Genomic DNA, 19,565 nt, shown 5'->3' with positions numbered 1-19,565 from the left:
AAAAGCATAAAAACAATTTTCTAATCTTATGTTTTGAAAATCACGGTAATGTACCGTATATGGCTTCAATATATTATTTTTGTTCATTTTTATTTGCTAAAAAGCAATTATTTTATATCTCAACCATGCATATGTTCATAAATTTAAAGTACATCTTTTGTTGTTATCAAAATATATAGACTTGAATTATGTATTTAAAGATACTTTATAAAGACAAAAAGTAATTAATCTATTTTTTTTTAGAATCTTGCTTTTTGCCTTCTATCAAAAAAACAAATTTTGATAAAATATGACCAAAAACTGGAACCCAAAACTTTTCATAAAAAAATTTCATAAATATCAAGCAGCTAATGATTCATAATCTTCATTTTCAGTTTTATTTGTAAGCTTCAAATCTAAAGAATTAAATAAATGTTGCATAAGCAGAAAATCAAGTTCCCCTTTCAACAAATTAACATCGGATGAAAGTAGATCATCAACAAAATCATCAAAAGTATCTGAAAGAGAGCTCACAATTCAAAAATTATTTTTGATATTATCATCTCTTTAACAATAAAAGTCAACCAAATTTGAATATTGAATATTGATTTTTGAAATTTTTAAAAATTAATGAATAAAGACTAAAAAATTCAAATAATAAATATAAACAAACAAAATAATAGATTTAATACCAAGCTCAGAAACTTTGAATTCATTTTCATTTATCTTGCCTTTCTTAATTTTATATCTCTTCTTATTAAGATTATCAAAACGACAATAAACATACTTGCTAAAAAGAAATTTAAAGAAATGATCATCAAACCATTTAATTTATTAATAGCATGACTATTGATGTGCGCCATCTATAAAAGAAACACTTAAAAATTATTAAAGGCAATAAATTTTTGTATAAATGAAATTTGATATTAAATAAGCTAATTTAAAACTTATTTTTTAATTAGCTCAAAGTAACCATTTTTATTTAATAAGTACTTATCAAACCAAAGGCTTAATAGATTGTCTAATCCTATTCCATTCATTTTATTAATTTGAGAAGTCTTATAGTCTGAAAGTGCAAGCAATAAATAAGGGAAAATCATATCAGAAACTCCTTTTGGCAGTTTTTCTAAAGGTACTCCATGCGCTCTATCCCACAAAATTTGCATATCTTGAGAGAACAAAGAACTCCAATAACTAAAATTACAATATAACTTTTCTGGAGGGAGTAGATTTACAGATAAAACTGGGAGAGATGAATGCATAGGAATAAATATTTTAGTGATAAATTGAACTTAAGTTTTGAAATGGTTATAAATAATTTCTAATATGCAAATCTCCAATAAATACAAATAAAATTTAACGCACAGTACAGCACTTAGCAACACTTTTTAAGTGTTATATTTATTCATCATTTCCTGAAATTTAAGGAATGATAAAAACTTTTTATAAGTTTGCAAGTCAAAATTCTCCTGATTTACCTCATTAAAATGGGGTAATTTACTAGAATTAAAACGATGATCTAATTTAGTATCAATTGAGAGTTTTGTATTACCTATAAAGTCACCAGAATTATCCGGTAAGTTTTTTAAATGATCATAATTCCCTGGAAATGATTGAGTTTCTTTTCCATTTTTTTTATTAAATATACCTCTTACAGAAAGTGCTTCCTCCACCAAAATACTTATTATTTTTGAATTACTTAAATTGTTCTCTATGCTCAACTTGTCAATTATTTTCATAACATCTTCTCTAGGAATGAAACCAACTCTTTTTTTCTTGGTAGGCATCTAAAAATTAATTAAAGTTCAGCACTTGACTGTAATAAGTGTTGCACTATATTCATTATAAGTCAATTAAATGCTAATGATCTTACCTACAACCTTACTTTTAGGATTCCTTGGATATCTTTTCTACACATCAAAAAAAGAACTTTCACTGGATTACAATGTCCTTTCAGAAAAACAAGAAGAGAATGATGATCTGCATAAAGACTTGGAAGATCTATTTATATAAAATTACTTTATAGGTCCTTAAGAACTTTGTTTCTTGACTAAAGATATACAAAACCTTAAACATAATTAGAATGATAATAAAGATATAGAATCAATGACTGTCCATCAAGATTACGAAATAAAAATCAATCTAAATGAATTGATTGAGAAGAGAATTCCATGTTGTGATTTACTTCATCCAGATCATTGTCTAACAGAAAAACAAGTCTCTGAAATTGCTCATGATATTCGTATGGATTTAAATTTGCATGATCTCTACAAGCAAGTGGATCAACACATTATGAATTATGTCAATGCAGCTGGTATTGATAACAAAGATCATTGGGTTGAACCTCATCTTCCAGATTTGGAGAGAGATTTAAAAGAAGAGGTTGGTATAGAGTTTGATTAATCTTTTTTTACGAAAAAGATTAATATATATATATTTTTTTCTCTAAATCATCTATTAATTAATATATATATTTTTTCTCTAAATCATCTATTAATTTATAAATACTTTTAGCTGATCTCTTTCTTTTTTTTAAAATTTTAAAAACTATTAATCCCATCAATAATGCAATTATGGGACTGAAAAAAATAATTTCATGGTTCATAACCATCAAATAGAAGCATAATATTTAAATTATTAAAAAGTCTGCATCAATAAAATAGGTACTTTATACAAATATCCTTAGCTATAAACAATTAAGATTTTTTGTAAAAAAGTGAAAGAATCAAGAAATTTTTATAAATTAAGTAGATATAAATTTTAATTTAATAAAGATAATGATTAATTATTTTGCCTTAACAGTTACTGAGATGGGAATAGGTAAAATAGAGTTAGCAGTTATTGGAGCAGTAATTTTAATATTTCCAATTTTGTTCGTTTATGCATCTAAAAACCTCGATGCTAAGGGAGTTTTCGAATGGATGATGGAGAAACCCAATGATTGGATAGGTAAAAAATAAGACTTAGTAATTTAAATTTTTTAGTTAAATTTTAAATTTTCTAAACTACTAGTAGCAAAATCATAAACTTGGCAATTATTTTCTAAATCATTAACTATTGAATTTTTTAAAAGAGAATAATCTATCAACTTATTGAGTTTATTATTTTTAAATTCCTTATTAGTCTCTCCAATAGCAAATTTCAAAGCTCCTTCATCAGAAATACCGAATTTGTAAGTATTGCAGTAAGTTCTAGTGAACTTATTAGAAATCTTTTTAGTATAATTTTCTAGATTTTTAGAAGAAGTATCTAATGAGTAAACCGGACTACTTAAAAGAAAAAGCAAAGTTAAAATAAATATCGTAAAAACTCTTTTGATCATAATATTTCATAAATTGCAAGTTTAATATAGTTTAGAATTTAACTCTGCCGACTATGTTTTCTTAAAAATATAGAAATTAAAAAATTGTTAACCATAATAGCTATTTTACATTTTGGAAGATAAAAACTCTCTAAATGAGTATTTTAAAGTTTGAATTTTTTTTGGTAGTTTTTTTAAAAAACGCCTAAATGCTTTCGGCATAATAAAAATCTATATCAGTAATTAATAAATAACAAATAATAGTTTGGTATTCAATAAATAATTATCTAAAAATAAATAAATTAATTATTAAATATATGGATTGAGCTATGGAAATGTATTTGAACATGAATTATTGTTTAATTAAGTTCTAAATACAAATTTAATATGGCTTTACCAGAACTTATTTATGCTCCTATAGATGGCGGAACAATACATAGATATGAAATTAGTGGAGGCAAGAGAAAATTCTTAAGATTTATAGGTTGTTATTTGGGTCAGTGCAATTTCCACAAAAATATTGATGATGCTATTGATTACATTAAAAATTTGAAAGAATCACAAAAGATACAAAAAACATGAAATAAATATACATAGGTACGACAGATATTCAATATTTTTCAATAACTACATAATTATTGCTACAAATAATAGAGAATTTTCTTTTTATAAGAAATTGATTATTTACTTGGGTTATAGTTCCGAAAGATAAACAGTCATTTAAAAAAAGAAATTAATTTATGGAAAACAGACAAATTAATTTTTTTAAATCAAAAGACTTTAATACCGCTCTTAAGCCATTTAAAAAAGGAACGGTAGTAAAAATTGACTCGTTTGATATTAGAGAAAATCAAAAAGAATTAAAGATAGGTTTATTTGGTTGGTATGCAATTTGTCCCTCTAAGGAACTAAAAAAAAATAAGCTATATTACTTTTCGCTCTACGATGAGCCACTTGTTCTTTATAGAGATGAAAATCAAAACGTCAGGTGCATTAAAAATATTTGTCCACATAGAGGGGCCTCCTTCTTTGGAGGGACATTATCAGATGGAGTAATAACCTGCCCTTATCACGGAGCTAAGTTTTCATCTGGGGGAAGTTGCCAAAATCTAGACAGAATAACATGTAGCCATATAGTTGATAATAATTACGATAACTACGCCAAAAGAATTCATTTATCTCAATACAAGACTTCAGAAAAAAATGGATATATTTTTGTACATTTTTCTAAAAAATCTGAGACTGATTTAAATAATATAAGTGAAGATACACCTATAAGTAACTACCTATTATATGAAAATGGGTTTTCACACAAGGATTATGTCTTTGAGGAGGTATTAGTTGACTTCAAATGTGATTGGTCAAGGATTATTGAAAATCACTTGGATATCCTTCATATCTTTTGGGTTCATGGCGATACAATCCCTGATAAAGATGTTAATAAAAATGTACTAGTTAGTTTTAACCAGAAAATTAATATTAATCCCAAATACATTGAAAGTATTTATTATTACAAGAATGATCCTACAAAAGAATTTATCCGGATAAAGTATATACCTCCAGGAAGGATATTAATTTACAAAGGCGATCCTTCCTCATCAAGATATTTGCAAGTTTTAGATCATATTCCTCTAGGAAACAACAAAGCAAGAGTAATAGTAAGACACTATAGGAAATTTCTACAAAATAAACTTCTTAATAACCTCTTATTATTTAAAGAGACTCAAAGAAAGATTTTTTATAAGATATTCGATGAGGATTATATGATTTTAAAAACACAAACATATAATCACGATATGGGATTTATAAATAATGATGAAATAAAATTATTGGGAGAAGACAGAATAATAAATTATTTTTGGAAATGGTACAAGAAGTCTGAAGATAAAGATGAACCATGGAAAATTATTAATAAAACTCAAAATCTCGATGTATACGACAAAGTAATACTGAAATATCCACCTGAGATAAAGAAGTTAGAAATCATAAATAATATAGATATTATTAGAAAAACATTTGTAAGATTTGCTGCTCCACTAATATTTTTTATGTTAATAATATAATTTATGAAGAAAGTAAATAGACCTTCATGGTTAAATTGGCTGTATCTATTTATATTTATTTTAAGCTCAATTCAACTGATTGTATTCTGGAGCAATAAGTTTTAGTGGTTAATGAATTTTGGTTTGAGGCAAAAAATATAAATTGTTTTAAGGGTAATTCTAAAGTAATTAAGGATCTAAATATAAATTTAAAGTATTCAGAGAATGTAATTTTAATTGGACCTAATGGATCAGGTAAATCATCATTAATAGAAGTAATTAATAGAAACATTTACCCAGTAATAACTATTGAATCTCAATTGAAAATATTTGACAAAGAACTTATAAATTTATGGGAACTACGAAAAAGAATAAGCACTGTAAATAATGATATTAAAAACAGAATAAATCCAAATCTAAAAATTTTTGATTTAATTTTAAGTGGACTATATGGAAAATATTGTTACATAACAAATAAATCTGAAAGAGATATTTATATGGTGGAAAATATCATAAAAAATATGAATATATCAAATTTATCTAAAAAAAATTTTTCCCACTTATCAGATGGAGAAAAACAAATTACACTTATTGCAAGAGCGTTAATCAAAAAACCAGATATATTAATCTTAGATGAACCAATTGCAAATTTGGATTATAAATCAAAGTTTTTTGTAGTTGATAAGATTAATGAATTATCAAAATTAAATACCAAAATATTATGCGTAACTCATGATATTTCAATGATAACAAAAATTTATGACCGGGTCATAATGCTAAAAAATGGCAAAATAATCGCTGATGGGAATCAAAATAAGGTTATAAATAGTGAAAATCTTAATAATTTATATGGTATTAAAGCAGAAGTAACTAAAAATAATGGACTTTGGAGCATAAGCAGATTACCTAAATAACAATTATAAAAACAGCTATCGCAATTGCAAGAAATACTAATTTTTTTCTTTTAAAAAATGAAGAGGATTTATTGGTAAATGAAGAAGATCCACATTTAGAGCACACAATCTTACCTCCTAAAGATCGATCTGAAACGAATGAAGAACTTCCACATTTAAAACAAACTCTTTTTACACTCATCTATAAATTAAGTATTTAACGATTCTATTTAAATTATATTGCTAAATACTATGTAAAGAAAAACTTCAAAATTATTTTGATAATGAGAATCTATTGCAATAAGTGTTTTTTTAGTGCATAATTGATAATAATTCTCATTATCAAAATTAAATTAATGAATTTCCATATTTATGGAGAATCTCCTTCAAAATCAGTAAGAATAATAACTGGACAATCCGTTTTAATAGACCCTTCATCAAGACCAAAAGGCACATGCCTTGAAGTTGAAAGTGGAATTGCTAGAGTTTATTGCCCTTGTGAAGAAACTGAGGGTATGACACTTGCATTTTTACAATCAGGTGATCAATTAAGAACGGACCTTTTATGTAGCGATGGTGTCTGTGTTGAAGCATTAACAGATTTGTCATTTCATAGCAATGTAAATATTGATGAGAATATTGGTTTTGATGCAGTAAATGAATGGACTTTACAACTCCTTAGGATTAGACATTTAGGCAATGCAGAACAGCGATTACAAGCATTGTTTTCAATACTTGTAAATCGTTTAGGCAGAAGATGTGGGAAATGGTGTGAATTACCTTTTAGGCTTACTCACGAAAGGATTGGTGAATTAATCGGTTCTACACGTGTAACATCAACAAGATTAATTTCTAAATTAAGATCATCTGAGTTATTAATAGCTCCTATTGGAACCCAAACAGTCAGTGTTGCACCTTCTTTTATTGAAACATCACCCCTATAAAAAGATGAACGAATCACAATCGCTTACTAACAACTTGTTAATGGAAGTAGAAGTTTTATCAAATAGACTCAGAAATATAAAACAGTCTTACAAAACTACCGAAAATAAATCATTGAAGGAAAGGTTATTTTCTGAAAACAAAAATATTTTTAACAGAGTTAATGAGATTTATAAAATAGCTGAGCTCTTAAATAAAAAAAATAATGAGAAAATCAACTTCTCTAATTTACTTATTGAAATAACCAAGAGGACATTGAATGAACATAAATTTGAGAGTAATTTATTTTTTCTTTAAATCACTATCTATCAATAAGATTGCAGAAGGTTGATTAGACGCAAACTTAACTTTGCCAAGTATGTTTGCGAATTCATCTTCTGATTTTGTTTGAGCATCTATGATTGGATCTAAAAATACGTTGGTTCTTGTATCTGAAATTCTTTCTGAAATCGAATAAAGTTGTTGCAGAGATGAAGTTAGATCAGCCTCCATGTTGAAAGAATAAGAAATCAGATCCTCTATTGAATCCCATGTTTGGACGGGGGAAGAAATTTCATCTAATTTTACACTTTGTCCTCTAGCGATTAAATAATCTGCAAATTTCTGAGCATGTTCCATTTCACCTTGTGATTCACTTAGAAAATAAGAAGCAAATCCATTTAAATCACGTTCTTGAAACCAAAGATACATAGAAAAATATTGAACATTGGCGTATCTTTCCATCGTTAGATGTTCAAAAAAGTTGTCCAATAAACTTTTGTCTATAGGTTGAGCAACAGCTCTTCCAGATGGACCAAAATTAATTAATTTCTTTGTTTTTAAATTATTTTCATTCATTTTCAAAAAAGAAACTACATAAATAATACAACATTTTGTATAAATTAGTAATTAATTAATCCTTTAAAATAAATTAAATAATATGATAATGAAAATCAATCGCAATACTATAAATGAATTTAGAGTACAGTTTTTCTGAACTGCTATTAACTAATAAAATATATTTAAATAAAAAAAAGAAATGTAAAAAGAAAAAATGTTCTAATTGGAAGGGTGGCAAGTGTAATTGCTTATAAATAAAGTTTATAAATATACCTTATGTGCACCAGGATATAAAAAATAGTAACTATTTTTATTTATAGATAGAGAACATTTATCACCATTATTTAAGAGATTATTAATATTAGTTCTAACCCTCAATATGTTTTCGTTAATAGATACTTTATAGATAAGATATTCTCCAAGAAATTCTTTAGATATTACATTCGCATTGCCAGATTCTGATCTTTTAATTGAAATAAATTTAGGCGAAATCGACATGCTTTTGATGCTAGTATTTTTCAAAAAGCCTGAATTATTTATTTCACCTAAACAAGAAATATATGAATTACCATTTTTTTTGAGATTAATAATATTATTACCCAAAATAAAACTACTAACAAATATGGTCTTAGGATTATTTAGAAGGTTAATTGGTGTATCAATTTGATGAATTTTCCCTTCATTCATAACGGCGACTTTGTCACAAATTGACATAGCTTCTTCCGGATCATGAGTAACCATCAATCCGCTTGCATTACAACCTTTTAGAATATTAGGGAGTTCACTTCTCAATTTTAGTTTGACATGCATATCAAGACTACAAAAAGGTTCATCTAATAAAATAAAATTTGTACCTGGTGCAAGAGCTCTCGCAATTGCGAGTCTTTGTTTTTGGCCTCCAGACAATTCATGTGGGTACCTTCCAACAAAACTATCAAGACCAACAACATTTAGTAAATAATCAACTCTAGATCTGTTTTTTTTGTTTTTCAAACCAAACATTACATTTTCCAAAACAGTTAAGTGAGGGAAAAGTGCATAGTCTTGAAAAACCATACCAATATTTCTTTTCTCAGGACTAAGAATTTTTTTCCTGGTTGAAATTTCCTTATCATTCAGAGATATTCTCCCTTTAGAGGGATACTCGAATCCCGCGATTAATCTCAAAAGAGTAGTTTTTCCGCAACCAGAAGGACCAAGCAAACCTAACAATTCGCCATTTTCAATTTTCAAGTTAATTTCGTTTAATATCCAATTTGAATATTCTCGCTTATCATATTTATGATGCAGATCATCAATTATTAACGCATCATTTTTCACTAAGTTCTTCTTATTTAAATATTTTAAATTAGCAGAAAATATTCACCTAAAATAACTCTTGTATAATTTTATACACCATTCAATTGTTAAATTTAATGAGAAAGTCAGAAAGAGCAGAAATAATAAGAAATGAACTTAAAAAGCTATATCCATCGCCTCCAATACCACTTGATCATACAAATGCATATACACTTCTAGTTGCCGTAGTTTTAAGCGCTCAATCAACAGATAAAAAAGTTAATGAATTAACAAAAAGCTTATTTAAGGTTGCAGATAATCCAGAAAAGATGATGAAGCTTGGTATTAAAGGCATTTATGAATACATAAAATTTTTAGGTCTATCTAATCAAAAATCAAAGAACATCTATAACTTATCTAAACTATTGATTGAGAAGCATAATGGTATGGTCCCAGATTCTTTTGAGAAACTTGAATCTCTTCCAGGGGTAGGTCATAAAACAGCATCAGTTGTAATGTCTCAAGTGTTTAAAATTCCCTCATTCCCAGTAGATACTCACATACACAGGTTGTCACAAAGATGGGGTCTTTCAAATGGAGATAGCGTAGTCCAAACAGAAAAAGACCTAAAAAAAATATTCCCCGTTAATGATTGGAATACCTTGCATTTACAAATAATTTTTTATGGCAGAGAATACTGCACAGCAAGAGGCTGTGATGGAACAAAATGTTACTTATGTCGTACTCTTTACCCAAGAAGAAAAAAGAAATTTATATGTAAAAAACCCTAAGAAATTAATATAATAATTTTATTAGTTTTTTAAATCATGAAAATAGCGATTACTGGTGCATCAGGGAAAACAGGTTATAGAATTTCTGAAGAGGCAGTTAAGAAAGGATATAAAGTTAGGCAAATTATTAGAAAGAATTCAAAAGTTTCAGAAGGTCTAAAGAGTTTAGAAACAATCAGAGTTTCGTTAGATAATAAGAAAGAACTTGATAAAGCATTTAAAGATATTGACGCTTTGGTAATTGCTACTGGTGCTAGAGCATCATTAGATTTAACCGGTCCTGCAAAGGTTGATGCATTAGGGGTATACAGGCAATTGGAAAGTTGCAAAAGAGTCGGTATCAAAAGAGTTATATTAATAAGTTCACTCTGTACTGGAAAGTTATTTCACCCATTAAACTTATTTGGTTTAATTCTTATTTGGAAGAAAATAGGTGAAGACTCTCTACGAAATTCAAATTTCGAATGGACTATAATTAGACCTGGAGGATTAAAGGAGAATGAAGATATTAAATCAGAAAATATAAATTATTCAAAGGAGAATACTCAAATTAATGGATCAATCCCAAGAAGATTAGTAGCACAATGTTGCATGGATTCTTTAAAAAACAAAGAATCAATAAATAAATTAATAGAAGTAACAAGTTCAAATGATAATAAAAAGATATCTTTTAAAAAAGCTATGCAAATGATTTAAAAGATGTAAGTATATAAAATAAAACTATGAAGATAAATCCCAAAATTGACGCATTACAATTAATGCTTACTGATTTAAGAACTAGAAATGAGCCAATAAGACATAAAGCTGCATTTAAAGGCTGTCAACCAGAATTTCAAAGTCTTGTATCAAGATTAATAAAGCAGTTAGAGGACGAATTAGTTGCTGAAAAGCTTACTAATCGTGGAAGTTAAAGAATTTAGATTACTTAAATGAACTTAAGTGATCCAATTTTGCTTGTTCTGAAAGTTCATCATATCCTCCAAAAAATTTATTATCCAAAAATATTTGAGGGAAAGTATTATGGCTACTTTGAGACATTATCTTTTGAAAGCTCTTATCATTGTCTATTAAAATAACTTCATGAGGGATAGATAAAGAATTAAGCAACCTAATTGCTCTTTTAGACCAAGGACAATCCTTTAAAATATATGCTTTTACACGTGATTCATTTTTTATTAAATCATTACTTGAGATATTAATAATTTTTTGTTCAAAAGAAAGTAATAATATATCAGTACCTTTTTTTACAATACATCCCTGTTCAAGATGCCCGCCAAAGACATTACATCCCTCATCTGCAAAACTCAAATGTAAATGAACATCTCCTTTATTAAAATGTCCATTTAAAGAAACTATCTCTAGATTTCCCTCAAATTTATTTATCTCTTGATTTCCTGGGCATTGAATACAAACTGTTCTAAGATTACCAACCACTCCAGAAACATACCCGTATAAATTATTCGATAAAGAATATTCTTTAATTGAATTTATCAAATCAGATTCTGGAGATAGCTTTAGGCTATGAGGCTGCATTAGATATAAGGAATAATTTTGTAATATAAAACATCATCAATCATAAAGAGAAGTTGAGTTTATAATCTTTAGGAATCAGATTTAGATAAAATTTTAGAAAATAGTATTAAAAAACATTTAAATTTTCACTAAAACTTTAAGCTTGTTGAGAGTGTAATATATTTTTTATATACAAAAAATAATTTGTTATTAAGAAAAAATCTTAAAAATTTGGCATTGAATATTCCCAACTTATTATCAATATCTCGCCTTTTCCTTGTATTTCCATTAATACTTTTTTTAGAAATTAACAGACCTTTTTATGTCTTTATATTGATTATTATTGGAGTTTTAACTGATTATTTTGACGGTTTAATTGCAAGGAAATTTAATCTTAAAACCAGATTAGGAACAATCCTTGATCCCTTAAGCGATAAAGTATTCTATTTAATTCCTTTAACATTCCTTTGTAAAAATAATATAATACCCTTTTGGTCTTTGTCATTAATTTTATTTAGAGAATTAATTATCTCTAGCCTAAGAAACTCTACAAAAGACGGTTTACCTGCATCTATGTTGGGTAAATTTAAAACATTTTTCTTTTTTATTTCAGTTATCATCTTCTTTACACCATTAAAAATAAGCTTATTGAATAATTTGGCTTTAATTTTTTATTGGTTAGGATTCATCCTGACTTTTGTGACTTTATTAGGCTATTTAAGAATTAAAAAGAATATGATCTGAATTTTCATCAAACTCATCACTCCTTTTATTATTAAAATCTTTCACAAAACTATCCTTTAAACCTTTAAGTAAATCAAAATTTGGAACCCACTCCAAATCTCGTTTAATCTTAGAAATATCAGTCTGATAATGATTTAATCTAATTGGAAATCCCTTTCGAGATTTAGGATCTAATTTTTGATAATCAAATTTTCTTAAAGAAATCTCATTTTGCTTTAATCCAAGAACATTCGCACAAAAATAAATTAAACCCTTGATTGTTACACCTTTTTCACCTGAACAGTTGTAAATATTATTTTTAGAATTTTCAAAATTCATGCACCTAATCATTACATCAGTTAGATCAGAAACATGGCCTAGCTGAGTAATTAAAGACCCGTCACCAGGTATTGGTATAGATTTTTTAGTAAATAACCTTTCAAAAAACCAATTTTCAATTTTATTGTAATTTCCTGGTCCATAGATATAAGTAGGTCTAAAACTTGTAAAAGGAATTTTTTGGTTTTTTAACCAATTTTCTGTCTCAAACTTTCCTTTGTGCCTACTATCTGGATCAATTGGATCAACTTCCGATAAGGGTAGTTCACAACTATCTTTATAAACACCTGCAGAGCTGACATATATATATCTCTGGAAAGAGTTATCGAGATTTTCTATGAGAAGTTTGGTTTGTTCTAACTCTCTTCCAGAAATATCATAAACAACATCATACTTTTTATTTCTTAGCCTGACGATATCTTCTAAACTATTTCTATCACCCTTAATTAAATTTGTTTTTTCAGGATTACTTTTATTACCTCTCGTGAAAATATCAATATCATAATTTTTACTTAATAACTTTCCAACCAAAGACTTGCCAACAAATCTAGTGCCACCCATTACAAGAATTTTCATATTCAAAAAATATTTAACTGAAGTAGTAATCTTAAATAGAATTACATATTGAATAGTACTACTAATAAGTAATTAATGAAAAGGATGATTCTATGGACCTAATACCAGCAATTGATTTAATGAATGGTAAGTGTGTAAGGCTTTTTAAAGGTGACTTTAATATAAGAAAAGACTTCACCAAAGAGCCTCATGAGCAAGCTAAATTTTGGGAAAGCGAAGGGGCAAAATACATACATATAGTTGATTTGGATGCGGCAAAAACTGGATCCCCATCCAACGATAAATCAATAAAAAAGATTGCAAAAACAGTTAACATACCTATTCAAATAGGTGGGGGGATAAGGTCTCAAGAAAGGATAGAACAATTATTTTCTTATGGTATTGAGAAAGTTATCATGGGGACCTCTGCAATAGAAAATAGAGAATTAGTTAAAGACTTATCAAATAAATTTCCTGGAAGGATAATTGTAGGTATAGATGCAAAAGATGGAAAAGTTAGTACAAGAGGTTGGCTTGAGCAGTCTAATATTTTTGCCACAGATCTAGTAAAGGAATTTTCTGCATTTAAAATTGCTAGTTTTATTGTTACAGATATAAATACAGATGGAACTTTAGAAGGAACAAACGAAGAATTCATAAAAAGCATACTTGAAATTACAGATATTCCAGTAATAGCCTCAGGAGGTGTTGGTTCAATTTCTGATTTATTATCGTTAGTAAAATTTGAAAATTCTGGACTCTTTGGAGTAATTGTAGGTAAAGCTCTATATGAAAATAAATTCACGATAAAAGAAGCGAATAATGTATTGTCATCAGAGAGATTAAATGACTTTGATTTAAACAGAAATTACTACGCTTAAATAGATTATAAAAATTGATTTAAGGGTGGTATTTGCAGTAATTGTTAGTTAATTTTGTATAAGAGATAAGAAATCTAGTCTTGGAATTAATTTCAAAAAAATCGATATTGATCATTGCTCCAAGCTTAATAGCAGAATCTTTATCGCTTAAGTTAACATCACTAGACCAAAATTTAGACATTAATTTTAATAATGGAAAAGTTGATAAAACTCCAGATTTAGTTATATGGAATGTTCTTAATTTCCAATCAGAAGATCTTATAAGGTTAGAATTATTAAAATCAAGAGAAAGATATGATGAGTCAAAGTTTCTTATAGTTTTCTCTGGCGAACTTGTTTATGAAACAAATACCCCTCCGTCATTAAATGCTGAAGGTTTTCTTTTAAATCCCAGCGCAGAAAAAGTTCTTGAATCTATTCATACCATTTTAAAGGGAGGCAGGGTATTTGATATTGAAAATAATTCCCGCGTTCAATTAAACAAAAATAAGCCTCTCTCTTTTAGTCAAAAAATTCTAACTTCAGGTCTTAAACAAATAGATTCTGAAATTAATTATATATTCAAATATGTCAACTCTGATTCAACACCAGAATTTTATAAATTTATTTTAAAAGGAAGATTAAGAGAACTTATTACTGCAAAATCTTTTCTAATTTTTTTATGGGGTGATTCGCTAGAACTTTATACAGAGGCACTTTACACTGAAAATAAAATTAATCTTGAAAATAAGAACACTGTATTCATTAAAGATAAAAACACTACAGAAATATGGAATTTAATTTTAGATAGACTAAAAGAAAGGTATAGCGCAATTAACTTAGAGGTTGAATTTAATAATTCATCAATAATTCTCTCTGGGATAAAGAAAAAATTCATTTCACGACTAATTTGCAAAATGTTAGATGAGTTAGATAATTTAGTAAAAAATATTAAGGAAAACTATAAGGAAAATAATTTTAAAGATGATTTAAATTCTCTTATAAAAGAACTAAAAGTTAATACAATTTCAAATATCACAGACAGCTATTTTCGATTAAAAAAAGGAAGCGAATCTATTTCAATAAATGATTTTATTTATAGTGAGGTTAGTTGCGAAGAGATAGATAAAGAATCACATGAATCAATAATGTTTATTGAGCCAATTATTAAAAATGAAGCTCTTGACTATGATGGAAGATTACTCCCTTTATATGAAACAGAATCGTTTTTGATCCTTGAAAATATAATTTCAAATTGGATAATAAGAAACTGTAATTTATTAGCTTCTGAAATCTTTAATATTTGTTCTTATTGGCCTGAATTAAGAACTGTACTTATCAATCCCGAATTACAATCAACAAGAAATTTTGAAAGATTTAGAAATAATATTAATAACTACAATCGCTGGCATGACTATATTTATATGCCTATCTACTTGTATGAGAGTAAACGAGAATATATTGATATTATCGATAAAAAATTTACCCGTTACTTTAAAAATGAAAATAGAGAGAAAGAATTAGAGAATCTAGAATGGCTACAAAAACAAGTTACATTGTTAGTTGAGATAAGAGATGCCGTAGCACCGCAGTTAGAAGTTGCGGTAAAATATATCGGTAATCTTTTCGTAACTTTCCTTACAAAGGTCGTTGGCAAAGCTATCGGTTTAGTGGGTAAAGGGATCCTTCAAGGATTAGGAAGATCAAGTTCAAAGTAAGTTTTTAAACTTTAATGAAAATAATTCAATGGATCCTAATAGCATTTATTTTCTTAAGTCCATATAAAGCAAATGCCTCTAGAGATTCTAATAGTTACGATGGCAACATCTTTCCTATATACGCAGGCAATGGGGCTATAGTTCCTCCACAGACAACTCTTCAGGAATCATTAAAAAATAAAAGAGTCGCAGTTTTATTTTTTTATCTTGACGATAGCTCAGATAGTAAAGCTATGGCTCCAATAATATCTGGTTTAGATTTGATATGGAGAAATAATATAGATATTATTGCTCTAACTACTGATGAATTACAAAATAAAGAAAAGTCTGAACTAAGAAATGAACCTAATTATTATTGGAACGGTTTAATTCCACAAACCATTATTATTAACAATGATGGTGAAGTTAAATATGATCAAAATGGAATGATTAATATCGATGAATTAAACAAAGTTATAGGAGATTTAAAAGGAATTGATATAAAAGATACGGAATTTTCTGTAGAAAGTTTTAATGAATACAATAGTATCATTTCTGAAAAAAAAATACAAACAAAAATTAATTAAAAAATGATATTAATAAATATCCTCTTAGTTCTTTTAATTTTTTTAATTCTTTCAGATTTATATATCAAAAACTCTCCCAAATCAAAATTAAATCTGGTACCTATAAATTACAAAATCAAAAAAAAAGATGGTTTAAACGAATTAATTATTGATTTAAAAATATCTAATAAAAGTAAAACCAAAGAGACAATGGTAACTAATATAAAATTTGAATTGGATTTTTTTAAAAGTAAAGGGAATGAATTTTGTCAAAACTTAAACTATCAAGAAGATATTTATATATATGATAAAAATAAATTCAAAAATCTAAATAATTATTGGCCTACAAAAATTATCAAGGCAAATTCAGAATTATTTATAAAAATCATCTATAAATTTAGCAATAACAATTTCAGAAAAAAAATAAAATATCTATGGTTAAAAGTGTTTTGGGAAAATTATGGACATTTTGGTATTTCAAATAAAAAGGATTGTTTGTTAATTAATTTAGATGGTCAAAAACAAAGACCGAAAGAAGTTTTTGAAATACCATTAAATAATAAATATAATGCTTTTGCTATAAAAACTGATTTACTCGGTTGCCTTGATGATCCAGTCAATACTGTGATTGAATACTGTAAAGGAATGGTAGAAAAAAACGACATTTTAACAATAGGTGAGAGTCCACTTGCGATAATGCAAAATAGATATATTTCCCCTCAGAATTTAGAATATAGTCTATTTTCGAAAGCTTTATGTTATTTTTTTCACCCCACAAGCAGTCTCGCGACAGCTTGCGGCATGCAATTATTAATAAATAGAATTGGAGTGTCAAGAATAACCTTTGCATTAATTGTTGGATTTATTTTTAAATTGATTGGTATCAAAGGAATGTTTTATAGATTAACTGGTTCAGAATCATCTCTCATTGATGATATAAGTGGTACAGTCACACCTTACGACAAAAGTATAGTAATGGGTCCTCTTAATGCAGATTTATTTTGTAAGGAGGTTTCGAAATATCTAAATATAGATGTTGCAGTTGTCGATGTTAATGATCTTGGAGGTGTAAAAATTTTAGCCAGTTCAAATAAAAGAGTTAATAAAATTCTCAAAAGAAATTTAATATCTAATCCAGCTGGCAATGGAGATGAAAAAACTCCTATAGTGTTAATAAGAGAAAAAATGTAAATGAAAAAAGATACCTCTAATTCTTTTCAATCTAAAAGAGGAATGGATGTAACTTATGAAGAACTCCATATACGGCACATTAACCTTTTAATAGATATGAAAAATAAGGAATTGAATAATTGGTTCTTAAAGATGGCCATTATTAATACCTTTGATGACTTAAAAAGTTTTTTAAATAATCTTAAGAAAAATAAAAATAAATGCATAATTGCTATATCAGGAAACGAAATAATTGGTTATTTGAATATTTTTCCTTTAAACAAAAAAGAGACTTGCTTAAAAATATCTAACCCCAAGTTAATTAGCAGTGAGTGTTCTCTAACAGATAAACAATTAACTTTAGGATTGATAAAAAAATCTATCTCAATAAAAGACATCAAAACTGCAAGTTGGATAATTAACGCTGATATAAAAAATGTTGACCTCATATCAACCTCAAGAGAATTAGGCTTTCAACCGTTAGGAGAGATAATACTTTGGGATGGCTGCGATCTAAATAAATCAATAAAACAAAATGCCCAAGAATATGAATTAATAAGAGAATTCCAAAACATTACTCAACAAAATATACTAAAAATAGTGAATTTCATAAGATCAAATCAATCGCCCCTAATAAGAAATATTTTAGATTTTGATCAAGACGATATTCTTAAAAGAATGAACTCTAAAAGTGGTGCCTTAATATATGAAAATTCTGTTTTATGTACAATCTTAAAAGATATAAATTATCAAAATGAAGAAATTTATACTTTAACTATAAGTAAATATTGGGACAAGAGATTCAACTCTATTTTAAAAGAATTTATAAAAAGATTTTTTAAAAAATCTCCTGTTTCGTATCTAAAAACCTATAAAGAGAATTCTCAATTAAATCTTTTTCTCGAAGAATGTGAACTTAAAGAAAAAAATCAAGAAATTATTCTTATCAGGAACACAATAGTTAAGAATGAAGCCAAACAAGTAAATAAAATAAACCAATCTTTAGAATCAATCTTTGAAAAATTAGGTCCACAAGGGAATCCATATCCATCTCCTTCTCCATTAAAAACAAAGTGAAATTTTGCAAACCCAAACCTAGGTCAATTTTGAGTTTAGATGTAGGCACCAAAAGAATAGGATTGGCTTATTGTGATCCCCTATGCATAACATCAAACATTCTTCCAGCAGTAAAAAGGTTTAAAAATAATCAAGAGCTTAAAATTATTAGAAATCATATAAATGAATTTAATTTGTGTGGTTTTATTGTTGGTCTTCCACTTGATGCAGAAGGTAAAATGACCCCTCAAGCTATTGACTGTAAAAATTACGGTCAGTTACTTTCAAATGAATTAAATCTTCCATTTTCTTACGTCAACGAACATAGTTCAACTTGGGAATCTTCAAATAGATTTGGAATTAAAAAAGATAAATCAGGATTGATTGATAGTTTTTCAGCGAGAATAATACTTGAACAATGGATCGAAGAAGGTCCTGAATTAGAAGAATTAGCTGGAAATCGTAAGATAAAATATTAGTATTATAAAGAATAGGTAATTTTAAATGAAAGAAAACAACTCAAATGATAATCATAATGCCCAGTCACTAATATTAAATGACTCAAATGGAAACGAGCTATTTTGTTATCTTGAACAATTAGTAAGTGTTGAAGGACAAGAATATGCTTTATTAACACCAGTTGATACTCCAGTAAGTCTTTTCAAGATTAATGAAAAAGATGAACCTGAACTAATTGAGAAAATAGATAAAAATGAACAAATACTAAAAAATGCTGAGGCAGTCCTTCAAGAACATGATTTAAGACTTATCAGATCAGCAGTAACATTAACGGTATCAGGTGAACTTGAAGAACCAATTTACGATGAATTAGAAGAAGATTACGTCGATGATGATAGTGAGAGTTATGAATTGCTTGTTAACTTTAATCTTTTCGACCAAGAATATGGCTTATATATTCCACTAGATCCTTTCTTCATTGTGGGTAAATTAAAAGAAAAAGGTGCCTTATTAGTGGAAGATGATGAGTTCGATAAAATTCAACCATTGATTGAAACTGAGATTGAAAAAAATAGTAGATAAA

General features: G+C 27.4%; 28 protein-coding genes. 19 read left to right on the top strand and 9 right to left on the bottom strand.

All coding sequences use genetic code 11. From position 1 onward, the window contains the following. Positions 1–339 precede the first annotated feature (339 nt). The 3 genes from JJ844_07920 to JJ844_07910 all read right to left on the bottom strand — a co-directional run bounded on the left by JJ844_07920 (position 340) and on the right by JJ844_07910 (position 1,766). Positions 340–513 (bottom strand): hypothetical protein, encoded by a 174-nt coding sequence (locus JJ844_07920; GenBank protein ID MBO6975603.1) that lies wholly within the window; start codon positions 511–513, stop codon positions 340–342. Positions 514–926: 413 nt separating this feature from the next. Then, positions 927–1,241, bottom strand: a complete 315-nt coding sequence (locus JJ844_07915) for a hypothetical protein (protein MBO6975602.1) — start codon at positions 1,239–1,241, stop codon at positions 927–929. Between the two features lie 126 nt (positions 1,242–1,367). Further along, positions 1,368–1,766 (bottom strand): hypothetical protein, encoded by a 399-nt coding sequence (locus JJ844_07910; GenBank protein MBO6975601.1) that lies wholly within the window; start codon positions 1,764–1,766, stop codon positions 1,368–1,370. Positions 1,767–1,836: 70 nt separating this feature from the next. On the opposite strand from JJ844_07910, the gene JJ844_07905 reads away from it, so the two are divergent. The 3 genes from JJ844_07905 (at position 1,837) to JJ844_07895 (ending at position 2,939) form a co-directional block, all read left to right on the top strand. Continuing rightward, positions 1,837–1,992 (top strand): hypothetical protein, encoded by a 156-nt coding sequence (locus tag JJ844_07905; GenBank protein MBO6975600.1) that lies wholly within the window; start codon positions 1,837–1,839, stop codon positions 1,990–1,992. Between the two features lie 93 nt (positions 1,993–2,085). Further along, the gene (locus JJ844_07900; GenBank protein ID MBO6975599.1) at positions 2,086–2,382 is read left to right on the top strand and encodes a hypothetical protein; all 297 of its coding nucleotides are present in this window, start codon (positions 2,086–2,088) and stop codon (positions 2,380–2,382) included. A gap of 374 nt (positions 2,383–2,756) precedes the next feature. Continuing rightward, complete coding sequence (locus JJ844_07895; protein MBO6975598.1) at positions 2,757–2,939, top strand: hypothetical protein; 183 nt, start codon at positions 2,757–2,759, stop codon at positions 2,937–2,939. A 20-nt stretch (positions 2,940–2,959) separates the two neighbouring features. Here JJ844_07895 and JJ844_07890 read toward each other — a convergent pair whose 3' ends face one another. Then, complete coding sequence (locus JJ844_07890) at positions 2,960–3,301, bottom strand: RNA-binding protein (protein ID MBO6975597.1); 342 nt, start codon at positions 3,299–3,301, stop codon at positions 2,960–2,962. A gap of 366 nt (positions 3,302–3,667) precedes the next feature. Between JJ844_07890 and JJ844_07885 the strand changes: the two genes are divergently transcribed. The 3 genes from JJ844_07885 to JJ844_07875 all read left to right on the top strand — a co-directional run bounded on the left by JJ844_07885 (position 3,668) and on the right by JJ844_07875 (position 6,236). After that, positions 3,668–3,862, top strand: coding sequence for a hypothetical protein (locus JJ844_07885; protein MBO6975596.1), 195 nt, complete (start codon positions 3,668–3,670; stop codon positions 3,860–3,862). A gap of 158 nt (positions 3,863–4,020) precedes the next feature. Further along, the gene (locus JJ844_07880; protein ID MBO6975595.1) at positions 4,021–5,343 is read left to right on the top strand and encodes an aromatic ring-hydroxylating dioxygenase subunit alpha; all 1,323 of its coding nucleotides are present in this window, start codon (positions 4,021–4,023) and stop codon (positions 5,341–5,343) included. 104 nt (positions 5,344–5,447) lie between these two features. Continuing rightward, entirely contained in the window at positions 5,448–6,236 is a 789-nt protein-coding gene (locus JJ844_07875; protein MBO6975594.1) for an ABC transporter ATP-binding protein, read from the top strand. On the opposite strand, the gene JJ844_07870 is transcribed toward JJ844_07875, so the two are convergent. Next, positions 6,229–6,417, bottom strand: coding sequence for a hypothetical protein (locus JJ844_07870; protein ID MBO6975593.1), 189 nt, complete (start codon positions 6,415–6,417; stop codon positions 6,229–6,231). The genes JJ844_07875 and JJ844_07870 overlap by 8 nt on opposite strands. Before the next feature lie 154 nt (positions 6,418–6,571). Between JJ844_07870 and JJ844_07865 the strand changes: the two genes are divergently transcribed. Together JJ844_07865 and JJ844_07860 are read left to right on the top strand one after the other, a co-directional pair. Next, positions 6,572–7,159: a Crp/Fnr family transcriptional regulator gene (locus JJ844_07865; GenBank protein ID MBO6975592.1), complete on the top strand. Its 588-nt coding sequence runs from the start codon at positions 6,572–6,574 to the stop codon at positions 7,157–7,159. A gap of 4 nt (positions 7,160–7,163) precedes the next feature. Beyond that, on the top strand, positions 7,164–7,454 hold the full coding sequence (locus JJ844_07860) for a hypothetical protein (GenBank protein ID MBO6975591.1): 291 nt from the start codon (positions 7,164–7,166) through the stop codon (positions 7,452–7,454). On the opposite strand, the gene JJ844_07855 is transcribed toward JJ844_07860, so the two are convergent. Together JJ844_07855 and JJ844_07850 are read right to left on the bottom strand one after the other, a co-directional pair. Next, positions 7,440–7,994, bottom strand: coding sequence for a ferritin (locus JJ844_07855; GenBank protein ID MBO6975590.1), 555 nt, complete (start codon positions 7,992–7,994; stop codon positions 7,440–7,442). The two genes, JJ844_07860 and JJ844_07855, sit on opposite strands and share 15 nt — an antisense overlap. Before the next feature lie 243 nt (positions 7,995–8,237). Then, positions 8,238–9,296 carry an ABC transporter ATP-binding protein gene (locus JJ844_07850; protein MBO6975589.1) on the bottom strand — a complete coding sequence of 353 codons (1,059 nt, stop codon included), beginning with the start codon at positions 9,294–9,296 and terminating at the stop codon, positions 8,238–8,240. Between the two features lie 95 nt (positions 9,297–9,391). Between JJ844_07850 and nth the strand changes: the two genes are divergently transcribed. The 3 genes from nth to JJ844_07835 are packed head-to-tail and all read left to right on the top strand — an operon-like array spanning position 9,392 to position 10,956. Next, a complete protein-coding gene (gene nth, locus JJ844_07845; protein ID MBO6975588.1) occupies positions 9,392–10,045 on the top strand; it encodes an endonuclease III in 654 nt (217 codons plus the stop codon). A gap of 36 nt (positions 10,046–10,081) precedes the next feature. Further along, complete coding sequence (locus tag JJ844_07840) at positions 10,082–10,741, top strand: SDR family oxidoreductase (protein MBO6975587.1); 660 nt, start codon at positions 10,082–10,084, stop codon at positions 10,739–10,741. A gap of 26 nt (positions 10,742–10,767) precedes the next feature. Continuing rightward, positions 10,768–10,956 (top strand): hypothetical protein, encoded by a 189-nt coding sequence (locus tag JJ844_07835; GenBank protein ID MBO6975586.1) that lies wholly within the window; start codon positions 10,768–10,770, stop codon positions 10,954–10,956. Positions 10,957–10,966: 10 nt separating this feature from the next. Here JJ844_07835 and JJ844_07830 read toward each other — a convergent pair whose 3' ends face one another. Further along, positions 10,967–11,578 carry a DUF296 domain-containing protein gene (locus JJ844_07830; GenBank protein MBO6975585.1) on the bottom strand — a complete coding sequence of 204 codons (612 nt, stop codon included), beginning with the start codon at positions 11,576–11,578 and terminating at the stop codon, positions 10,967–10,969. A 183-nt stretch (positions 11,579–11,761) separates the two neighbouring features. Between JJ844_07830 and pgsA the strand changes: the two genes are divergently transcribed. Beyond that, positions 11,762–12,301 (top strand): CDP-diacylglycerol--glycerol-3-phosphate 3-phosphatidyltransferase, encoded by a 540-nt coding sequence (gene pgsA / locus JJ844_07825; GenBank protein ID MBO6975584.1) that lies wholly within the window; start codon positions 11,762–11,764, stop codon positions 12,299–12,301. On the opposite strand, the gene JJ844_07820 is transcribed toward pgsA, so the two are convergent. Continuing rightward, complete coding sequence (locus JJ844_07820) at positions 12,275–13,195, bottom strand: NAD-dependent epimerase/dehydratase family protein (GenBank protein ID MBO6975583.1); 921 nt, start codon at positions 13,193–13,195, stop codon at positions 12,275–12,277. The two genes, pgsA and JJ844_07820, sit on opposite strands and share 27 nt — an antisense overlap. A 92-nt stretch (positions 13,196–13,287) precedes the next feature. Between JJ844_07820 and hisA the strand changes: the two genes are divergently transcribed. The 7 genes from hisA (at position 13,288) to JJ844_07785 (ending at position 19,564) form a co-directional block, all read left to right on the top strand. Next, positions 13,288–14,055 (top strand): 1-(5-phosphoribosyl)-5-[(5-phosphoribosylamino)methylideneamino]imidazole-4-carboxamide isomerase, encoded by a 768-nt coding sequence (hisA, locus tag JJ844_07815; protein MBO6975582.1) that lies wholly within the window; start codon positions 13,288–13,290, stop codon positions 14,053–14,055. Positions 14,056–14,135: 80 nt separating this feature from the next. Then, positions 14,136–15,752 carry a DUF3685 domain-containing protein gene (locus JJ844_07810; GenBank protein MBO6975581.1) on the top strand — a complete coding sequence of 539 codons (1,617 nt, stop codon included), beginning with the start codon at positions 14,136–14,138 and terminating at the stop codon, positions 15,750–15,752. A 14-nt stretch (positions 15,753–15,766) separates the two neighbouring features. Next, the gene (locus JJ844_07805; protein ID MBO6975580.1) at positions 15,767–16,318 is read left to right on the top strand and encodes a thylakoid membrane photosystem I accumulation factor; all 552 of its coding nucleotides are present in this window, start codon (positions 15,767–15,769) and stop codon (positions 16,316–16,318) included. 3 nt (positions 16,319–16,321) lie between these two features. Beyond that, positions 16,322–17,488 carry a hypothetical protein gene (locus JJ844_07800; protein ID MBO6975579.1) on the top strand — a complete coding sequence of 389 codons (1,167 nt, stop codon included), beginning with the start codon at positions 16,322–16,324 and terminating at the stop codon, positions 17,486–17,488. Beyond that, complete coding sequence (locus JJ844_07795) at positions 17,489–18,544, top strand: hypothetical protein (protein ID MBO6975578.1); 1,056 nt, start codon at positions 17,489–17,491, stop codon at positions 18,542–18,544. Continuing rightward, complete coding sequence (gene ruvX / locus JJ844_07790; GenBank protein MBO6975577.1) at positions 18,541–19,002, top strand: Holliday junction resolvase RuvX; 462 nt, start codon at positions 18,541–18,543, stop codon at positions 19,000–19,002. The genes JJ844_07795 and ruvX overlap by 4 nt, the downstream gene beginning before the upstream one ends. 25 nt (positions 19,003–19,027) lie before the next feature. Continuing rightward, complete coding sequence (locus tag JJ844_07785; GenBank protein MBO6975576.1) at positions 19,028–19,564, top strand: DUF3727 domain-containing protein; 537 nt, start codon at positions 19,028–19,030, stop codon at positions 19,562–19,564. Position 19,565 lies beyond the last annotated feature (1 nt).

Origin of the sequence: Prochlorococcus marinus CUG1435, from assembly GCA_017644375.1 — a bacterium.
Taxonomy (GTDB): Bacteria; Cyanobacteriota; Cyanobacteriia; order PCC-6307; family Cyanobiaceae; genus Prochlorococcus_A; species Prochlorococcus_A marinus_AH.
Note: the sequence above shows the minus strand (reverse complement) of the source record. Positions and strands in the feature narration are given on the sequence as shown.